Source organism: Flavobacterium ammoniigenes (genome assembly GCF_020886055.1).
Lineage (GTDB): Bacteria > Bacteroidota > Bacteroidia > Flavobacteriales > Flavobacteriaceae > Flavobacterium > Flavobacterium ammoniigenes.
This window is the reverse complement of the sequence record NZ_AP025184.1, coordinates 1,033,404-1,050,665: the sequence shown is the minus strand read 5'-3', so window position 1 is coordinate 1,050,665 and position 17,262 is coordinate 1,033,404. Positions and strand designations below refer to the sequence as shown.

At 39.5% G+C, this 17,262-nt stretch carries 9 protein-coding genes, 2 tRNA genes and 3 rRNA genes; 6 read left to right on the top strand and 8 right to left on the bottom strand.

The annotated features are described in order from the left end of the window. Positions 1-50: 50 nt before the first annotated feature. Complete coding sequence (gene gldJ, locus LPC21_RS04650; RefSeq protein WP_229318374.1) at positions 51-1,736, bottom strand: gliding motility lipoprotein GldJ; 1,686 nt, start codon at positions 1,734-1,736, stop codon at positions 51-53. 340 nt (positions 1,737-2,076) lie between these two features. Between gldJ and porV the strand changes: the two genes are divergently transcribed. The 5 genes from porV to LPC21_RS04625 all read left to right on the top strand — a co-directional run bounded on the left by porV (position 2,077) and on the right by LPC21_RS04625 (position 7,896). Continuing rightward, positions 2,077-3,246 carry a type IX secretion system outer membrane channel protein PorV gene (gene porV / locus LPC21_RS04645; protein WP_229318368.1) on the top strand — a complete coding sequence of 390 codons (1,170 nt, stop codon included), beginning with the start codon at positions 2,077-2,079 and terminating at the stop codon, positions 3,244-3,246. A 68-nt stretch (positions 3,247-3,314) separates the two neighbouring features. Next, on the top strand, positions 3,315-3,797 hold the full coding sequence (locus LPC21_RS04640) for a cytidine deaminase (protein WP_229318365.1): 483 nt from the start codon (positions 3,315-3,317) through the stop codon (positions 3,795-3,797). A 127-nt stretch (positions 3,798-3,924) separates the two neighbouring features. Further along, positions 3,925-4,923, top strand: a complete 999-nt coding sequence (pdhA, locus tag LPC21_RS04635) for a pyruvate dehydrogenase (acetyl-transferring) E1 component subunit alpha (protein ID WP_229318363.1) — start codon at positions 3,925-3,927, stop codon at positions 4,921-4,923. A 6-nt stretch (positions 4,924-4,929) separates the two neighbouring features. Further along, a complete protein-coding gene (locus LPC21_RS04630; RefSeq protein ID WP_229318361.1) occupies positions 4,930-6,546 on the top strand; it encodes a pyruvate dehydrogenase complex dihydrolipoamide acetyltransferase in 1,617 nt (538 codons plus the stop codon). Between the two features lie 102 nt (positions 6,547-6,648). Continuing rightward, complete coding sequence (locus LPC21_RS04625; RefSeq protein WP_229318360.1) at positions 6,649-7,896, top strand: NAD(P)/FAD-dependent oxidoreductase; 1,248 nt, start codon at positions 6,649-6,651, stop codon at positions 7,894-7,896. 4 nt (positions 7,897-7,900) lie between these two features. Here the strand turns inward: LPC21_RS04625 and LPC21_RS04620 are convergent, their stop codons facing one another. Further along, complete coding sequence (locus tag LPC21_RS04620) at positions 7,901-9,136, bottom strand: glycosyltransferase (RefSeq protein ID WP_229318358.1); 1,236 nt, start codon at positions 9,134-9,136, stop codon at positions 7,901-7,903. A 110-nt stretch (positions 9,137-9,246) separates the two neighbouring features. Between LPC21_RS04620 and LPC21_RS04615 the strand changes: the two genes are divergently transcribed. Further along, a complete protein-coding gene (locus LPC21_RS04615) occupies positions 9,247-9,828 on the top strand; it encodes a MiaE family protein (protein WP_229318356.1) in 582 nt (193 codons plus the stop codon). A 283-nt stretch (positions 9,829-10,111) separates the two neighbouring features. On the opposite strand, the gene rrf is transcribed toward LPC21_RS04615, so the two are convergent. The 6 genes from rrf to LPC21_RS04585 all read right to left on the bottom strand — a co-directional run bounded on the left by rrf (position 10,112) and on the right by LPC21_RS04585 (position 17,246). After that, a 5S ribosomal RNA gene (gene rrf / locus LPC21_RS04610) occupies positions 10,112-10,221 on the bottom strand. A gap of 162 nt (positions 10,222-10,383) precedes the next feature. Further along, positions 10,384-13,263: ribosomal RNA gene (locus LPC21_RS04605) — 23S ribosomal RNA — on the bottom strand. Between the two features lie 134 nt (positions 13,264-13,397). Then, positions 13,398-13,471, bottom strand: a tRNA-Ala gene (locus LPC21_RS04600). A gap of 103 nt (positions 13,472-13,574) precedes the next feature. Continuing rightward, positions 13,575-13,648: transfer RNA gene (locus tag LPC21_RS04595), tRNA-Ile, on the bottom strand. A 129-nt stretch (positions 13,649-13,777) separates the two neighbouring features. Beyond that, a 16S ribosomal RNA gene (locus tag LPC21_RS04590) occupies positions 13,778-15,291 on the bottom strand. Together the 16S, 23S and 5S rRNA genes with 2 tRNA genes alongside form the textbook arrangement of a ribosomal RNA operon. 719 nt (positions 15,292-16,010) lie before the next feature. Continuing rightward, positions 16,011-17,246, bottom strand: coding sequence for an ABC transporter permease (locus LPC21_RS04585; RefSeq protein WP_229318354.1), 1,236 nt, complete (start codon positions 17,244-17,246; stop codon positions 16,011-16,013). Between the last annotated feature and the right edge of the window lie 16 nt (positions 17,247-17,262).

Below are 17,262 nucleotides of genomic sequence, written 5' to 3'. Positions count from 1 at the left end.
TTAAAAACAAAAAGCCCTAAAAAGGGCTTTTTGTTTAAATGAAATAAAAACTAGTTTCTAGGTCTTTTTTTATTTTGTGATTTTGATCCTACTCTTGACATGGCACATCTAAAACCGATGTAATCTGTTGCCATATCTTCAGGGAAGAATCTTCTTTGTGCAGGATCTAACCAATAAGCTCTATCTCGCCAAGAACCTCCTTTAAAAACTCTTGCTTTGTCATTAACCAATGTAGTTCTCTTATTTGATACATCATAACCTGAAGGCATTCCTAAACTATCTCTTTTTAATGTATGTTTTGGGGAATTGTACATATTTTTAGGATCTTTAGTAGATTCTGAAGATCCAAACTTGTATTCTTTACTTGATTGTTGATCACCATCTCTGTAATTCAAGTTGTTACTTTTATCAAAATTTTGTCTTAAATAAGTCTCATTCTTATCAACCGGAACTTGAGCAATTTGACCTGGAAAAGTTCTCGCAATGAGTTTACCATTACTTAAAGTGTCATACTTCATAGTTTCTTTAGTAACAATTTCAGCTTTACCGTCTTTACCAATTTTATTTTTGGTGTATTGATTCCCTCTAAAATAATTAAAATCATTGAATTCGTTGTCAACAATAGGTCTGTACACATCGGCAACCCATTCAGCCACGTTTCCTGCCATATCATATAATCCAAAATCGTTAGCAGGGTATTTTTTAACTTCATTAGTTATATCCGCACCATCATCAGACCAACCTGCAATACCGCCGTAATCTCCGTTACCTTGTTTAAAATTAGCTAACTGATCTCCTACTGTTTTTCGTTTTCCAGATCGAGTATCTTGTCCCGACCAAGGATATTTTTTTTGTCCCTTGTATACATTGTACTCTCTTTGTCCAATATCGGCTGCTGCAGCATACTCCCATTCAGATTCTGTTGGCAATCTATATTCTGGCAATAATAAACCCGATGAACGTTGCACATAAATATTTTTAGGCGGAATTACTTTTCCATCTTTACCAGTTTTAGTCCCTTTGGCTGCAGAACCTTTTCTACCTTTCAATACAATTTTTTCATCACCACCATAAGATAAAGATGGAGAATTAAAATACGTTTCTGTATTAAATGAATTTTCTGCAGTTACATCTAAAGTTTTAGCATCTTTTTTCAAGAATCCATTTTTTTCTAACAAAGCTTCGTTAACACGATCTGTTCGCCATTTACTAAATTCATTTGCTTGTATCCAGTTCACACCAACAACAGGATAACTTGCATAAGCAGGATGTCTTAAATAATTATTAGTCATGTTTTCACTGTAGCCTAATCTATTTCTCCACACCAAAGTGTCAGGAAGAGCACCTTCGTATATTTGCTTATAATTTTCTTCAGTAGGAGGAAAAACATTTTTTAACCAATTTAAATATTCCAAATACATAAAATTAGTTACCTCCGTTTCGTCCATATAAAACGACTGAACATGTTGTTGTGTAGGGGAATTATTCCAATCGTGCATTACATCATCTTGTACTTTACCCATTGTGTAGGTACCTCCCTCTACAAAAACAAGTCCAGGCCCTGCTTCTTGATCTCCTGTTTTTTGGAATCCAGCTTTCTTTTTATTGACATTCCAGCCTGTAGCTTGTGAGGCTCCTTTACCAGAACTAGATGATTTTTTACTACAACTCGTAACACCTAGCAATACTACTAAAGACAATGCTAATTGTAAAAATTTTATATTTTTCACTTTCATATTATTTATCAAATAAATTGGTCATCTGGTCTCTACAAAAAATCTGTTTTGTAGATTTTTGTTCAAAATAACTTTTAAACTCTAACTTAAGACAACAGAACGCAAATTTATAATTTTTATTATTAATAATAAACTTTGAAGTGTATTTTTACTTCCTAAATCTATACTCTTACTATTTTTTATTTACTAAAACCTACTATTTGTAATTAAATAACAATAAAAAACGAAAAATAGTGTTATAAACTAATCCTAAATAACTAATATGTTTTCAAATTAACTACCTTGTGAATAGAAAATAATCCAAAAAAAATTACTTTTGTTTATTAAACATCATTTTAAAATGAATAAATACATCTTTCTGTTTTCATCCATGCTTGCTTTCTCAATTAGCAATGCCCAACAAAGAGTAATTACAACAAGTACCCCCTTCTTAATGGTTGCTGCTGATGCAAGATCGGCAGGTATGGCAGATATAGGTATTGCTACTTCATCTGATGTTTTTTCGCAACAGTGGAATCCTGCAAAATTTGCATTTGCAACAGCAGAGCAAGGTTTTTCAATTAGCTACACCCCTTATTTAACTGATTTAGTTAATGATATCTCATTAGGCCAAGTTTCCTATTTCAATAAAATAAATGACAGAAGTGCATGGGCAACAAGCCTTCGATTTTTTGGCCTCGGAAATATTGAATTACGTAACGATCCCTACGAGCAAGCTAATGTAGTTTCTCCAAACGAATTAGCCCTAGACGGTTCCTACTCTTTACAAATAAGCAAAACATTTTCTATGGCGGTGGCCGGAAGATACATTCGTTCCAATCTAAAATTTCCAACACAAAATATTGACGCTTCATCAGCATCTTCATTTGCTGTAGATGTAGCCGGATTTTACCAATCAGAAGAAAAGGTATATACTCATTTTAACGGGATTTGGAGAGCTGGATTTAACATCCAGAATTTAGGCCCGAAAATAAATTACGACAATGCCGATGACACGAATACCGGCTATTTTTTACCTGCCAATTTAAAAATCGGTACGGGATTTGAGTTTATTTTTGATGAAGACAATAAGTTTACTGCAAATGTAGAATTGAATAAATTATTAGTACCCTCTCCTCAAGATGCAGATTTAAATAGAGATGGCACAATTTCAACATTGGAGAACGAACAAACTAAAAATAATTACATTAAAACAGGATGGGTTTCAGGAATTTTCAAATCTTTTGGAGATGCGCCAAACGGCTTTAGTGAAGAGCTAAAAGAAGTCACCTATGCAATAGGTACTGAATATGCATTTAAAGATGCATTTATGGTTCGTGCAGGATATTTTCACGAGAGTCCTGACAAAGGAGCTCGTAATTATTTCTCAATGGGAGCTGGATTCAAATATACTTCCACAAAAATTGATGTCTCCTATTTATTCTCTACTTCAAAAATAAAAAATCCACTAGAAAATACGCTTCGATTTTCACTAACATTTAATTTTGGTGACAATTACGGACTCAATTAATACATCGATTATAAGTAACTCAAAATCCAAATTTCATTTGAAATTTGGATTTTTTTTCCGAAATAAAAATGAACAAAATAACAATCACTGCAGAATTCAATGTTTTTGAAACCATAGAAGAACTTCCTTATGACATTCAAAATTTAATGCATGAAGCAGTAACGATTCGTAAAACTGCTTACGCGCCGTATTCTAATTTTAAAGTTGGAGTGGCTCTCAAATTGGACAATGGGGAAATTATTCTGGGTTCCAATCAGGAAAACGCAGCCTACCCTTCAGGGCTTTGCGCAGAGAGAGTAGCCGTATTTTATGCCGGAGCCAAATATCCAGAAGCCAAAATTCTAAAAATGGCTATCTCTGCCGCATCCGATAGCAACACTACAGGCGCTCCTATTCCTCCTTGTGGTGCTTGCAGACAATCAATTGCCGAATACGAAATAAAACAAAACACCCCTATTGAAATTTACTTTATGGGTGAAATTGGCGCTATTTACAAATCAGACTCTCTGAAAAACTTACTCCCACTACTTTTTGATAAAAAGTTCTTATAAAAAATTTCAAAAAATAGCATATTAATTTTAGTGCTACGATGGAATGTCTTATTTTTGCACTTCGCAAATTTGTGTGAGGAAACTATTTTGCGTTATTAGGTACAATTGATAACACAACATTATTCAAATGAAAGAAGTTACAAAAGAAGTTTATTTAAAGTGGTACGAAGACATGCTACTTTGGAGAAAGTTTGAAGACAAACTTGCAGCGTTATACATCCAACAAAAAGTAAGAGGATTTCTTCACTTATACAATGGCCAGGAAGCCGTTTTAGCAGGTGCCTTACATGCTATGGACTTGACCAAAGATAAAATGATTACCGCATACCGAAATCACGTTCAACCTATTGGTATGGGAGTTGACCCAAGACGCGTAATGGCAGAACTTTTAGGGAAAGCAACCGGAACTTCAAAAGGAATGGGTGGATCCATGCACATTTTCTCAAAAGAACACCGCTTTTATGGTGGGCACGGAATCGTAGGTGGTCAAATTCCTGTAGGAGCAGGTTTAGCTTTTGCAGACAAATATTTTGAAACAGGCGGAGTTACTATGACCTATTTTGGTGATGGTGCTGCACGTCAAGGTTCATTACACGAAGCATTCAATATGGCTATGTTATGGAAATTACCTGTTGTATTTATTGTTGAAAACAATGGGTATGCAATGGGTACTTCTGTAGAAAGAACGGCAAATCATACCGATATCTGGAAATTAGGTTTAGGTTATGAAATGCCTTGTGGACCAGTTGACGGAATGAATCCTGTTAAAGTAGCCGAAGCAATGACCGAAGCTATCGAAAGAGCACGTCGTGGAGACGGACCTACTTTCCTTGAAATGAAAACATACCGTTACAGAGGACATTCTATGTCTGATGCACAATTATACCGTTCAAAAGAAGAGATAGAAGAGTATAAAAAAATAGATCCAATTACTCAAGTATTAGACGTAATTAAGGACAAAAAATATGCTACCGAAAAAGAGATTGATGCTATTGACCAACGAGTTAAAGATTTGGTTGACGAATGCGTTAAATTTGCAGAAGAATCTCCTTATCCAGAGATTCAACAATTATACGACGTAGTATACGAACAAGAAGACTATCCATTTTTACCTCATAAATTATAATCAGTTATGGCTACAATAGTAACAATGCCTCGTTTGAGCGATACAATGACAGAAGGAACGGTGGCTACTTGGCTTAAAAAAGTCGGAGATAAAGTTAGCGAAGGAGATATCTTAGCAGAAATCGAAACAGATAAAGCAACAATGGAATTCGAATCCTTCAATGAAGGAACTCTTTTACATATCGGTATTCCAGCAGGAGAAACTGCACCTGTAGATTCTTTATTAGCTATTATAGGAAATGAAGGAGAGGATATTTCATCATTACTAGCTGGCGGTGCTACTACAGTAGCAGCTCCAGTAGTTGAAACAGCAACAATAACTGAAACAAAAACAGAAGCAGCACCTGCCGCTTCACTTCCAGAAGGAGTAATTGTAGTAACAATGCCTCGTTTGAGCGATACAATGACGGAAGGTACAGTTGCGACTTGGTTGAAAAAAGTAGGCGATACAGTAGCAGAAGGCGATATACTTGCTGAAATCGAAACTGACAAAGCAACTATGGAGTTCGAGTCATTCAATGCAGGAACATTATTATACATTGGAATTCAAGAAGGAAATACAGCACCAGTAGATAGTTTATTAGCTATTATTGGTCCTGCAGGAACGGATATTAGCGGCGTAGCTGACAACTTTAAAGTAGGCGGAAACACTCCTGTTGCTAAAGAAGAAACTACTGCTGCCCCAGCTGAAAAAGCGGCTCCAGTTACTCAAGAAGCTGCTGTAGACGGACAGCGCATTTTGGCTTCGCCATTAGCTAAAAAAATAGCTAATGACAAGGGAATCCAATTGTCTCAAGTAAAAGGTTCAGGAGAAAACGGACGTATCGTAAAAAGCGATATCGAAAACTTTACTCCATCTGCAACAAGTGCAACAACTGCTGCAACACAACCTCAAGAAACTGCTAAAGCTGCAGCGCCACAAGTATTTGTGCCTGCCGGTGAAATTTTTACAGAAGAAATTAAAAATTCGCAAATGCGTAAAATCATTGCGAAACGTTTAGCTGAATCTTTATTTACTGCTCCTCACTACAATTTATCAATTGAAGTTACCATGGACGAAGCAATGAAATCAAGAGCAGTAATTAATAGTGTTCCTGATACCAAAGTGTCTTTTAACGATATGGTAATTAAAGCCTGTGCATCCGCATTGAAAAAACACCCAATCATTAATTCACAATGGAGAGAAGATGCTATTATCATCAATCACCATGTAAATATTGGAGTAGCTGTAGCTGTGGAAGACGGATTAGTTGTACCTGTATTACGATTTACTGATGCGATGAGTTTGTCTCAAATTGGTGCAAGCGTAAGAGATTTGGCTGGTAGAGCCAAAAACAAAAAATTACTCCCTAACGAAATGGAAGGAAGTACTTTTACCGTTTCAAACCTTGGTATGTTTGGCATCACCGAGTTCAACTCAATCATTAACCAACCTAACTCTGCTATCCTATCTGTAGGAGCAATTGTTGAGAAACCAGTAGTTAAAAACGGACAAATTGTGGTAGGAAACACTATGATGTTATCATTAGCTTGCGATCATCGTACTATTGACGGTGCAACAGGCGCGCAGTTCTTACAAACATTAAAACAATACATTGAAAATCCAGTTACCATGCTGGCTTAATAATTGTATTTTAAATAAATGAAATCCCGTTTTGAGAAATCAGAACGGGATTTTTTATTTTATAGGTTAGATTTAGTAATTTTAAAGTCTGATAAACAAACAATGAAACCAACTATAACTATTATTGGAGCGGGATTATCAGGCTTAACAGCCGCCGTCTATTTACATCAAAAAAACTACCAAGTCCAACTTATAGAAGCATCGGATCGAGTGGGTGGCCGAATCAAAACAGATTGTATAGATGGGTTTCGATTAGATAGAGGATTTCAGGTTTTGCTCACTGACTATCCGGAAACGAAAGCGCTTTTAGATTATCAAAAATTAAACTTGAAACCCTTCATACCAGGTGCAACCGTACTCTTTGAGGGTGGACAATTTGATATTGCCGATCCGTTCAGAAGACCTACTGCCCTTTTTGCTACATTATTTGCACCCGTAGGAAGCTTAAAAGACAAGGTTCAAACCTTTTGGTTAAAGCTTAAATTAGTCCGTCTTTCAAACTCAGCTATTTTTAAACAACCCGAAACTGATACTTATTCGCAATTGAAAAGATATGGCTTTAGCCAAAAAATGATTGATCGTTTTTACAAACCTTTTTTCTCTGGTATATTTTTAGAAAATGAATTGACAACATCAAGCAATATGTTTGACTTTGTAATGAAACAATTTTCAACTGGTGATGCCGCAATTCCTGAACTCGGTATGGAAGAAATCCCAAAACAACTAGCGGCACTACTTCCTGAAAATTCAATTCAATTTGAAACAAAAGTAACAGCGATTGAAAACAATACAATCTATTTAGAAAATGGTTCAGAAATGAATTCAGACATCATAGTAATTGCAACAGAAGCAACTGGTTTAGCGGGTAATTATATTGCCCAACAAAAACAACAATCCCATTCCGTTACTACTGTCTACTTTGAAGCAACAAAAGCACCAACAAACCAAGCTGTTGTCATTTTAAATGCTTCTGAGAACAAAAAATGGGTAAATAATCTCACTGTGATGTCGAATATTTCGAACAAATATGCCCCAGATGGAAAAGTGCTACTCTCCATCTCCTATAATGGCATACCAGAAATAGACGATACAATAGTAGCGGAGAATATGAAAGCTGAGCTAAAGCAATGGTATGGAAATCAAGTTGACGATTGGAAAATGTTGAAAACCTACCGCATTCAGTATGCTTTACCAAATCAAGATAGCGTTAGCGATGAACTAACTAAAACTGACATGAAAATCAACGACAATATTTTCATATGTGGAGACCATTTGATGAATGGCTCTATAAATGCCGCTATGAAATCAGGACGACTAGTGGCAGCATTAATTGATGAAAAGAAAAAATAGCAAACTACATTTTTCTATTTTTTTCTTCTATCCATCGCGACAGGTATTTAGTACTTTGCAAAGTATGATGCATCAACATTTGACCAATAAAATTATGATTACGGTGCTTTTCTAAATTGGATTGTAAATAAGTCAATGTTGTTTCAAATTGATCTTCAAATAATGCGGTCAAATACCTTTGTTTAATAATGGAAAATCCATTTTGTTGACTATGTTGCCAAACGATTTCATCCTGATACAATTGAACAGCAGCAGCAGCAAATTCTTGCGAATCATCTTCAATACTCCCATTCCAATTTAAATCAGCATGCATAGATTCTGCACCGATAGAAGTAGTAACGGAAGGGGTACCGTATTCCATTGCCTCTAGCAATTTACCTTTAATTCCGGCACCAAAACGAATTGGAGCCAAAAGAACACGCGCATTTGAAATAATCTCCTTAGCGCTTTCAGCCCTACCTTTTATTAAGAAACCCTCTTTTTCATTATGTAGTTGAAAAACCTTTTGCGAAGGATAAGCCCCATATATTTCAACAACTGCTGTTGGGAATTGCTTTCTAATAATTGGCCAAATTGTCTCTTTCAAATACTGAACTGCATTCCAATTGGGTTCATGCAGAAAATTACCTATAAAAACAAAATGTTGCCTTTGTATGTAGGGCAAAGGATTAGGATCAAAAGTAGTAACAAGTAAAGGTAAATAATACAAAAGCGATGGATCAATATTAAATACAGACTGCAAAACCTCCATTTCATATTCAGAAACCATCAAAGCAACATCCGAACGTAAAATACTGGCAATTTCTCTTTTTGCTACATCCTCTTTCCTTAGATCTGAAATATCAAAATTACGATTTGCCTTAAAGGCATTCTGTCGCGCTAACCGCAAACAATGCAAGTCTTCCGTATCTAAAATTCGAACAGCATTAGGACAATGTTCTGCTACACGCCAACCAAATTGCTCTTCAATCATGAAACGATCAAATACTACCACATTGGGCTGCAATTCCTTTATATAAGAATCAAAACTAGAATCATTTAAAGCAATCGACACTTTATCTACATCGTAATCAGCAAGATTGACCATAAAATCACTATCCAGTGCGGGACTAGCGAAAGTAATAGCAAAGCCCTGATTTTGAAACAATGCAATCAATTGCATCATTCTTCCACCCGCAGCAGAGGAATTGGGCTCAGGCCAAACAAAACCAATTAGTAAGAGTCGTTTATTTGTATTCATGTATCCATTTTTCCGAACTACAAAATAATGGTAATTAAACGGTAATTCAATCATTTATCTGAAAAATAGAACATAAAAAGAGTAATTTTGTAAGTCTAAAATCACAATTCATGTTAGGACTTAAATTAGCAACCGATCCAAGATGGGTCAACATCGTCGAATCAAATATTGAAGAAATCTTGACCGATCATGCTTGGTGCGAACAAAAAGCAGCCTCTAATGCTATTTATATCATCGTCAACAATTCAGAAAAAGAAGAATTGGTAACCGAAATGACTCGAATCGCTTTAGAAGAAATGGAACATTTCCAAATGGTTCATACTATTATTAAAGAAAAGGGCTTGACATTAGGACGTGAACGAAAAGATAATTATGTCAACGATCTAGTCAAATTTGCAAAAAAAGACGGCAGTAGAAACGATGCCTTGGTCGAACGATTACTGTTTGCTGCCATGATCGAAGCACGAAGTTGCGAACGCTTTAAAGTCCTTTCAGAAAACATTCAAGATCCCGAATTGGCAAAATTCTATAGAGACCTTATGATTTCTGAGGCAGGACATTACACTACCTTTTTAGGCTTCGCAAAAAAGTACCAAGACAACATCAATGTGGATACCCGTTGGAAAGAATGGATTGAATACGAATCGTCTATCATAGCCAATTACGGCAATCGAGAAACCGTACACGGTTAATAAAAATCCTCAATTAGTAATTGAGGATTTTTTTTTGCAGCACTATTCTACATCCTGAACACTAGTTGTCCCGCTATCCGCGCTACGCGGTAGCTAGCTCCTATCGGGGCTATTCAAGTCGTGGTGTATTTCAGTGGCAGTTCGCGGATGTATCTAAAACAAAAAACCCCGTTTGGTTAGAAACAGGGTTTTTAAAAGAAAGCGACGAACCGAGCCCTTTAGGGCGAACACGTCGATCCATTAAAAAAAATGAGCCTTGTCTATAAAGACAAGGCTCAATAAAGAAAGGCGACGACATACTCTCCCACATAACTGCAGTACCATCTGCGCAGGCGGGCTTAACTACTCTGTTCGGGATGGGAAGAGGTGAGCCCCGCCGCAATAACCACCTTAAGGTTGTTAGTGATTAGTTAGTAGTGATTAGTAATTAGTCTTACACTAATTACTAGTTACTGTTCACTAGTCACTGCTCGCGTCGAGCAAATATCTTAACATACTGAGATAAAGAAAAAAATTAAGAAAGTTTCTCCCTGCCCCTTGCGGGGCAGGAAAAGCGTACATAAGCTTACGGGTTATTAGTACTACTCGACTATGACATTACTGCCTTTACATCTATAGCCTATCAACGTGGTCATCTTCCACGACCCTTAAAAGAAATCTCATCTTGTGGTGGGTTTCGCGCTTATATGCTTTCAGCGCTTATCCCTTCCAAACGTAGCTACTCTGCGGTGCCCCTGGCGGGACAACAGATACACTAGAGGTTTGTCCAATTCGGTCCTCTCGTACTAGAATCAGATCCACTCAAATTTCTAACGCCCACAGTAGATAGAGACCGAACTGTCTCACGACGTTCTGAACCCAGCTCGCGTGCCACTTTAATGGGCGAACAGCCCAACCCTTGGGACCTTCTCCAGCCCCAGGATGTGACGAGCCGACATCGAGGTGCCAAACCCCCCCGTCGATATGAGCTCTTGGGGGAGATCAGCCTGTTATCCCCGGCGTACCTTTTATCCTTTGAGCGATGGCCCTTCCATGCGGAACCACCGGATCACTATGCTCTACTTTCGTACCTGATCGACCTGTATGTCTCTCAGTCAAGCTCCCTTATGCCATTGCACTCTACGCACGGTTACCAAGCGTACTGAGGGAACCTTTAGAAGCCTCCGTTACTCTTTTGGAGGCGACCACCCCAGTCAAACTACCCACCAAGCAATGTCCCCCGCATAGCGGGGTTAGGCCTCAGATAAACAAAGGGTTGTATTTCAACAATGACTCCACAACGCCTGGCGACGCCACTTCATAGTCTCCAACCTATCCTACACATCATTTATCCAAGGTCAATACTAAGCTATAGTAAAGGTGCACAGGGTCTTTTCGTCCCACTGCGGGTAAACGGCATCTTCACCGTTACTACAATTTCACCGAGCTCATGGCTGAGACAGTGTCCAGATCGTTACACCATTCGTGCAGGTCGGAACTTACCCGACAAGGAATTTCGCTACCTTAGGACCGTTATAGTTACGGCCGCCGTTTACTGGGGCTTCAATTCAATGCTTCTCCGAAGATAACATCTCCTCTTAACCTTCCAGCACCGGGCAGGTGTCAGGCCCTATACTTCATCTTACGATTTTGCAGAGCCCTGTGTTTTTGATAAACAGTCGCCTGGACCTCTTCACTGCGGCCAGCTTGCGCTGGCGACCTTTCTCCCGAAGTTACAGGTCTATTTTGCCTAATTCCTTAGCCATGAATCTCTCGAGCACCTTAGGATTCTCTCCTCGACTACCTGTGTCGGTTTGCGGTACGGGTACTTATTACCTGAAGTTTAGAGGTTTTTCTTGGAAGCCCTTAGGCGCACTATCTCTTTGACCGAAGTCTCCGAGTACTATCGTATTTCCCCAAGAAGCGTGGATTTGCCTGCGCTTCTTATAGGTAGGTACTTCAACGAACTATTCCGTCAGTTCGCGGCGCTTTCATCACTCCGTCACCCCATCACAGTAATAAGTAGTACGGGAATATTAACCCGTTGGCCATCGACTGTCCCTTTCGGGTTCGCCTTAGGTCCCGACTAACCCACAGCTGATTAGCATAGCTGTGGAAACCTTAGTCTTTCGGTGTGCGGGTTTCTCGCCCGCATTATCGTTACTTATGCCTACATTTTCTTTTCTAACCAGTCCAGCATACCTTACGATACACCTTCTACCCTGTTAGAATGCTCCCCTACCACTTGTATATAATACAAATCCATAGCTTCGGTACTATACTTATGCCCGATTATTATCCATGCTCGTCCGCTCGACTAGTGAGCTGTTACGCACTCTTTAAATGAATGGCTGCTTCCAAGCCAACATCCTAGCTGTCTGGGCAGACAAACCTCGTTCTTTCAACTTAGTATAGATTTGGGGACCTTAGCTGATGGTCTGGGTTCTTTCCCTCTCGGACTTGGACCTTAGCACCCAAGCCCTCACTGCTGGTAAACATTATATAGCATTCGGAGTTTGTCAGGAATTGGTAGGCGGTGAAGCCCCCGCATCCAATCAGTAGCTCTACCTCTATATAACTTAAATCCAGCGCTGCACCTAAATGCATTTCGGGGAGTACGAGCTATTTCCGAGTTTGATTGGCCTTTCACCCCTACCCACAGGTCATCCGAAGACTTTTCAACGTCAACCGGTTCGGTCCTCCACTGTGTGTTACCACAGCTTCAACCTGCCCATGGGTAGATCACACGGTTTCGCGTCTAACACTACTGACTAAAGCGCCCTATTCAGACTCGCTTTCGCTACGGATCCGTGACTTAACCACTTATCCTTGCCAGCAACGTTAACTCGTAGGCTCATTATGCAAAAGGCACGCCGTCACCCCACTAAAGGGCTCCGACCGCTTGTAAGCGTATGGTTTCAGGATCTATTTCACTCCGTTATTCACGGTTCTTTTCACCTTTCCCTCACGGTACTGGTTCACTATCGGTCTCTCAGGAGTATTTAGCCTTAGCGGATGGTCCCGCCAAATTCAGACAGGGTTTCACGTGCCCCGCCCTACTCAGGATACCACTATCCTTTACACTCATTACCTATACGGGACTATCACCCTCTTTGGTCCTACTTTCCAGTAGATTCTAGTTCTTTGTGCAAGAAATGTCGTGGTCCTACAACCCCAACATTGCCGTAACAACATTGGTTTGGGCTAATCCGCGTTCGCTCGCCACTACTTACGGAATCACTTTTGTTTTCTTCTCCTCCGCCTACTTAGATGTTTCAGTTCAGCGGGTTTGCCCACCTATCGGTGTACTATGTCTTCAACATAGTGGGTTGCCCCATTCAGGTATTTACGGATCGTATCGTGTGTGCCAATCCCCGTAACTTTTCGCAGCTTATCACGCCTTTCATCGCCTCTGAGAGCCTAGGCATCCCCCATACGCCCTTATTTTGCTTATTGTACCAACATATTACTTAAAATATGCCGTTTCTTTTACTTGTCTAATGATAAACAAGTAAAAATGTTTTCTACTTTATTATTTTCTTATCTCAATATGTCAATGAACGTGTGTGCTAAATCTAATTAGCATCTTGTGGAGAATAACGGAGTCGAACCGTTGACCTCCTGCGTGCAAGGCAGGCGCTCTAGCCAGCTGAGCTAATCCCCCGTGTTTTAGTTGTCAGTTATCAGTCGTCTGTTGACAGTATAATGATAAAGACAACATCCATCGGATGACTCAACTTCTAAAATTTCCATAAGCTAAAAAATAGTAGTCCCGCCCAGACTCGAACTGGGGACCCCTACATTATCAGTGTAGTACTCTAACCAGCTGAGCTACGAGACTCTGTTTTTTACTTATTTGTATTATTTGAACTAACAGCAAGAGTAATATTATCATGAAATTCAATCCCATGTCGATCTATCGTCTTCTTTCTTGAAAGTGTTACCAAAATAACTAACATTCAAGCTCTAGAAAGGAGGTGTTCCAGCCGCACCTTCCGGTACGGCTACCTTGTTACGACTTAGCCCTAGTTACCAGTTTTACCCTAGGCAGCTCCTTGCGGTCACCGACTTCAGGCACCCCCAGCTTCCATGGCTTGACGGGCGGTGTGTACAAGGCCCGGGAACGTATTCACCGGATCATGGCTGATATCCGATTACTAGCGATTCCAGCTTCACGGAGTCGAGTTGCAGACTCCGATCCGAACTGTGACCGGTTTTGTAGATTCGCTCCTGGTCACCCAGTGGCTGCTCTCTGTACCGGCCATTGTAGCACGTGTGTAGCCCAAGGCGTAAGGGCCGTGATGATTTGACGTCATCCCCACCTTCCTCACAGTTTACACTGGCAGTCTTGTTAGAGTTCCCGACTTGACTCGCTGGCAACTAACAACAGGGGTTGCGCTCGTTATAGGACTTAACCTGACACCTCACGGCACGAGCTGACGACAACCATGCAGCACCTTGTAATTTGTCTTGCGAAAGATCTGTTTCCAAATCGGTCAAACTACATTTAAGCCTTGGTAAGGTTCCTCGCGTATCATCGAATTAAACCACATGCTCCACCGCTTGTGCGGGCCCCCGTCAATTCCTTTGAGTTTCATTCTTGCGAACGTACTCCCCAGGTGGGATACTTATCACTTTCGCTTAGCCACTGAGATTGCTCCCAACAGCTAGTATCCATCGTTTACGGCGTGGACTACCAGGGTATCTAATCCTGTTCGCTACCCACGCTTTCGTCCATCAGCGTCAATCCATTAGTAGTAACCTGCCTTCGCAATTGGTATTCCATGTAATCTCTAAGCATTTCACCGCTACACTACATATTCTAGTTACTTCCTAATAATTCAAGTTTAACAGTATCAATGGCCGTTCCACCGTTGAGCGATGGGCTTTCACCACTGACTTATTAAACCGCCTACGGACCCTTTAAACCCAATGATTCCGGATAACGCTTGGATCCTCCGTATTACCGCGGCTGCTGGCACGGAGTTAGCCGATCCTTATTCTTACAGTACCGTCAAGCTCCCTCACGAGGGAGTGTTTCTTCCTGTACAAAAGCAGTTTACAATCCATAGGACCGTCATCCTGCACGCGGCATGGCTGGATCAGGCTTGCGCCCATTGTCCAATATTCCTCACTGCTGCCTCCCGTAGGAGTCTGGTCCGTGTCTCAGTACCAGTGTGGGGGATCTCCCTCTCAGGACCCCTACCCATCGTCGCCATGGTAAGCCGTTACCTTACCATCTAGCTAATGGGACGCATGCTCATCTTTTACCGTTGGAACTTTAATGTGAAAACCATGCGATTCTCACATACTATGAGGTATTAATCCAAATTTCTCTGGGCTATCCCTCTGTAAAAGGTAGATTGCATACGCGTTACGCACCCGTGCGCCGGTCTCTAGCTCCGAAGAACTATACCCCTCGACTTGCATGTGTTAAGCCTGCCGCTAGCGTTCATCCTGAGCCAGGATCAAACTCTTCATCGTATATTATGCGAAGCAAATAAATTTGCTTCTATTTATTATGACAATGATCTAATGGTCTTTTTCGAATCTTACGATTCTATTACTCTTTAATTTGTTTTGAGATCTCTCTCAAAACGGCTGTCAATTCAATATGTCTAGGAACGTGTCTAACTTGTTTGTTGCGCTTATCTCTCAAAGCGGGTGCAAAAGTACAACTTCTTTTTTATCTCGCAAGTCTATTTGAAAATTTTTTAGAAAAAATACTTTCTTTTTTAACTCACTCAACTTACTTAAGAACTTGGCTCCTTTTGGGGAGGGCAAAGATAATTACTTTTTTATCTCTAGCAAATTTTTTACAAGTAAAATTTCTTTTATCTCCTTTTGTTTGCTTTTCAATATCTATGTAAGAACCTCGCCTTTATTGCGGGTGCAAAAGTACAACCTAAATCCACTCTGGCAAGTATTTTTTGAGTTTATTTTACAGCTTTTTCTTAACTGGCTGATTCCCCGTTTTGTAAATACCAAAGTTTTTTGTCAATTGGGAATTGTAAAGGTTGAATTAGAAGGTTCAAACAACGAAAATTCGATAAAGAATGTTGAATGTTGAACTTTGATAGAGATGTTTTAATCACAAACCGCGTTAGGGATAGAAGCGAAAAGCCCACAGCGCAGCGAGGACTTGTAGCAATAGCCCGACCTAGTTTGCGAGGCCACGAGGCAAACAGGGAACGCTCAGGTAATTAGTCGTAACGAATGGCTTTGACTGGGGAGATTTTAGTAATAAGGTAAGAAGGAATCAATAATACAACAAAACAAACGGTTACTGTTAATAGGTTAAGCGCCAAGATATAGCCCCAATTAAAATAGACTGGTGCTTGATTGACATAATAATTTTCGGGATTGAGTTGGATGACACCAAAGTATTTTTGGATGAGTAACACGCCTATCCCAATACCATTGCCCCATAAGAGTCCACGAAAAATTAAATACAGGGCGTTGTAAAGAAATATTTTTCGGACAGACCAATTGTTAGCTCCTAGTGCTTTTAGAATTCCGATCATTTGGGTTCGTTCTAATATTAGAACCAATAAAGCCACCACCATATTAATGGTAGCAACCAAAATCATCACGCCAAGAATAACGACAATGTTGAAATCAAACAATTGCAACCAGTCAAAGATGTAACTGTATTTTTCGATTATGGTTTTGGAATCTAGATTGGACGGAGTTTGTTGGTACACTTCTTCTCCAACGGATTGAATCTGATCAAAATCGTCTACGAAAATCTCAAACGCACCGATTTGATTGGGTGACCATTTATTAATGCGTTGAATATGGCGAATATCTCCCAATATATAAGTAGCATCAAATTCTTGAAAGCCTGAATTAAAAATACCTGATATTTTAAATCGGCGAATATTGGGCAATTGATTTTGATTTTCTTTGATGAAAAAAGTATTGAACGCATCGCCTACTTTTAATTGCAACCTATCGGCTAAAAATTGTGAGATCACTACCTCCGATTTAAGTTGGCTTGACAAATAAGGCAAACGGCCTGCAACCAAATACTCTTTAATATTACTCCATTGATAGTCTTTTCCTACTCCTTTAAAAACAATTCCTTCAAAAGCCTTTTCGGTACGGATAATTCCAGCTTTGGTAGCTATAGCTTGAACATGACTAATGCCTGCAACCGAATTGAACTTAGGGTAAAACTCTTGGTTCTTGGTAATTGGAGTTAATGTAGCCTCCGATTGATTATTATCATAATTAGAAATAATAATATGTCCGTTGAAAGCGGATACTTTCTCTCGGATTTTTTGTTGTAAACCAATACCAGTGGCTACAGAAACAATCATCATTACCATACCAATAGCAATTGCAGCTATGGCAATTTTTATTATTGGTGCAGATATACTACTTTTATAATCTTTAGCAGTAATCAATCTTTTGGCGATGAAATAATCTAAATTCAAGTAAATTGGGTATTTA

Excerpts from the sequence above, each read along its gene's own strand:
- gldJ (WP_229318374.1), bottom strand. The coding sequence starts at position 1,736 with ATGAAAGTGAAAAATATAAAATTTTTACAATTAGCATTGTCTTTAGTA.
- porV (WP_229318368.1), top strand. The coding sequence starts at position 2,077 with ATGAATAAATACATCTTTCTGTTTTCATCCATGCTTGCTTTCTCAATT.
- LPC21_RS04640 (WP_229318365.1), top strand. The coding sequence starts at position 3,315 with ATGAACAAAATAACAATCACTGCAGAATTCAATGTTTTTGAAACCATA.
- pdhA (WP_229318363.1), top strand. The coding sequence starts at position 3,925 with ATGAAAGAAGTTACAAAAGAAGTTTATTTAAAGTGGTACGAAGACATG.
- LPC21_RS04630 (WP_229318361.1), top strand. The coding sequence starts at position 4,930 with ATGGCTACAATAGTAACAATGCCTCGTTTGAGCGATACAATGACAGAA.
- LPC21_RS04625 (WP_229318360.1), top strand. The coding sequence starts at position 6,649 with ATGAAACCAACTATAACTATTATTGGAGCGGGATTATCAGGCTTAACA.
- LPC21_RS04620 (WP_229318358.1), bottom strand. The coding sequence starts at position 9,136 with ATGAATACAAATAAACGACTCTTACTAATTGGTTTTGTTTGGCCTGAG.
- LPC21_RS04615 (WP_229318356.1), top strand. The coding sequence starts at position 9,247 with ATGTTAGGACTTAAATTAGCAACCGATCCAAGATGGGTCAACATCGTC.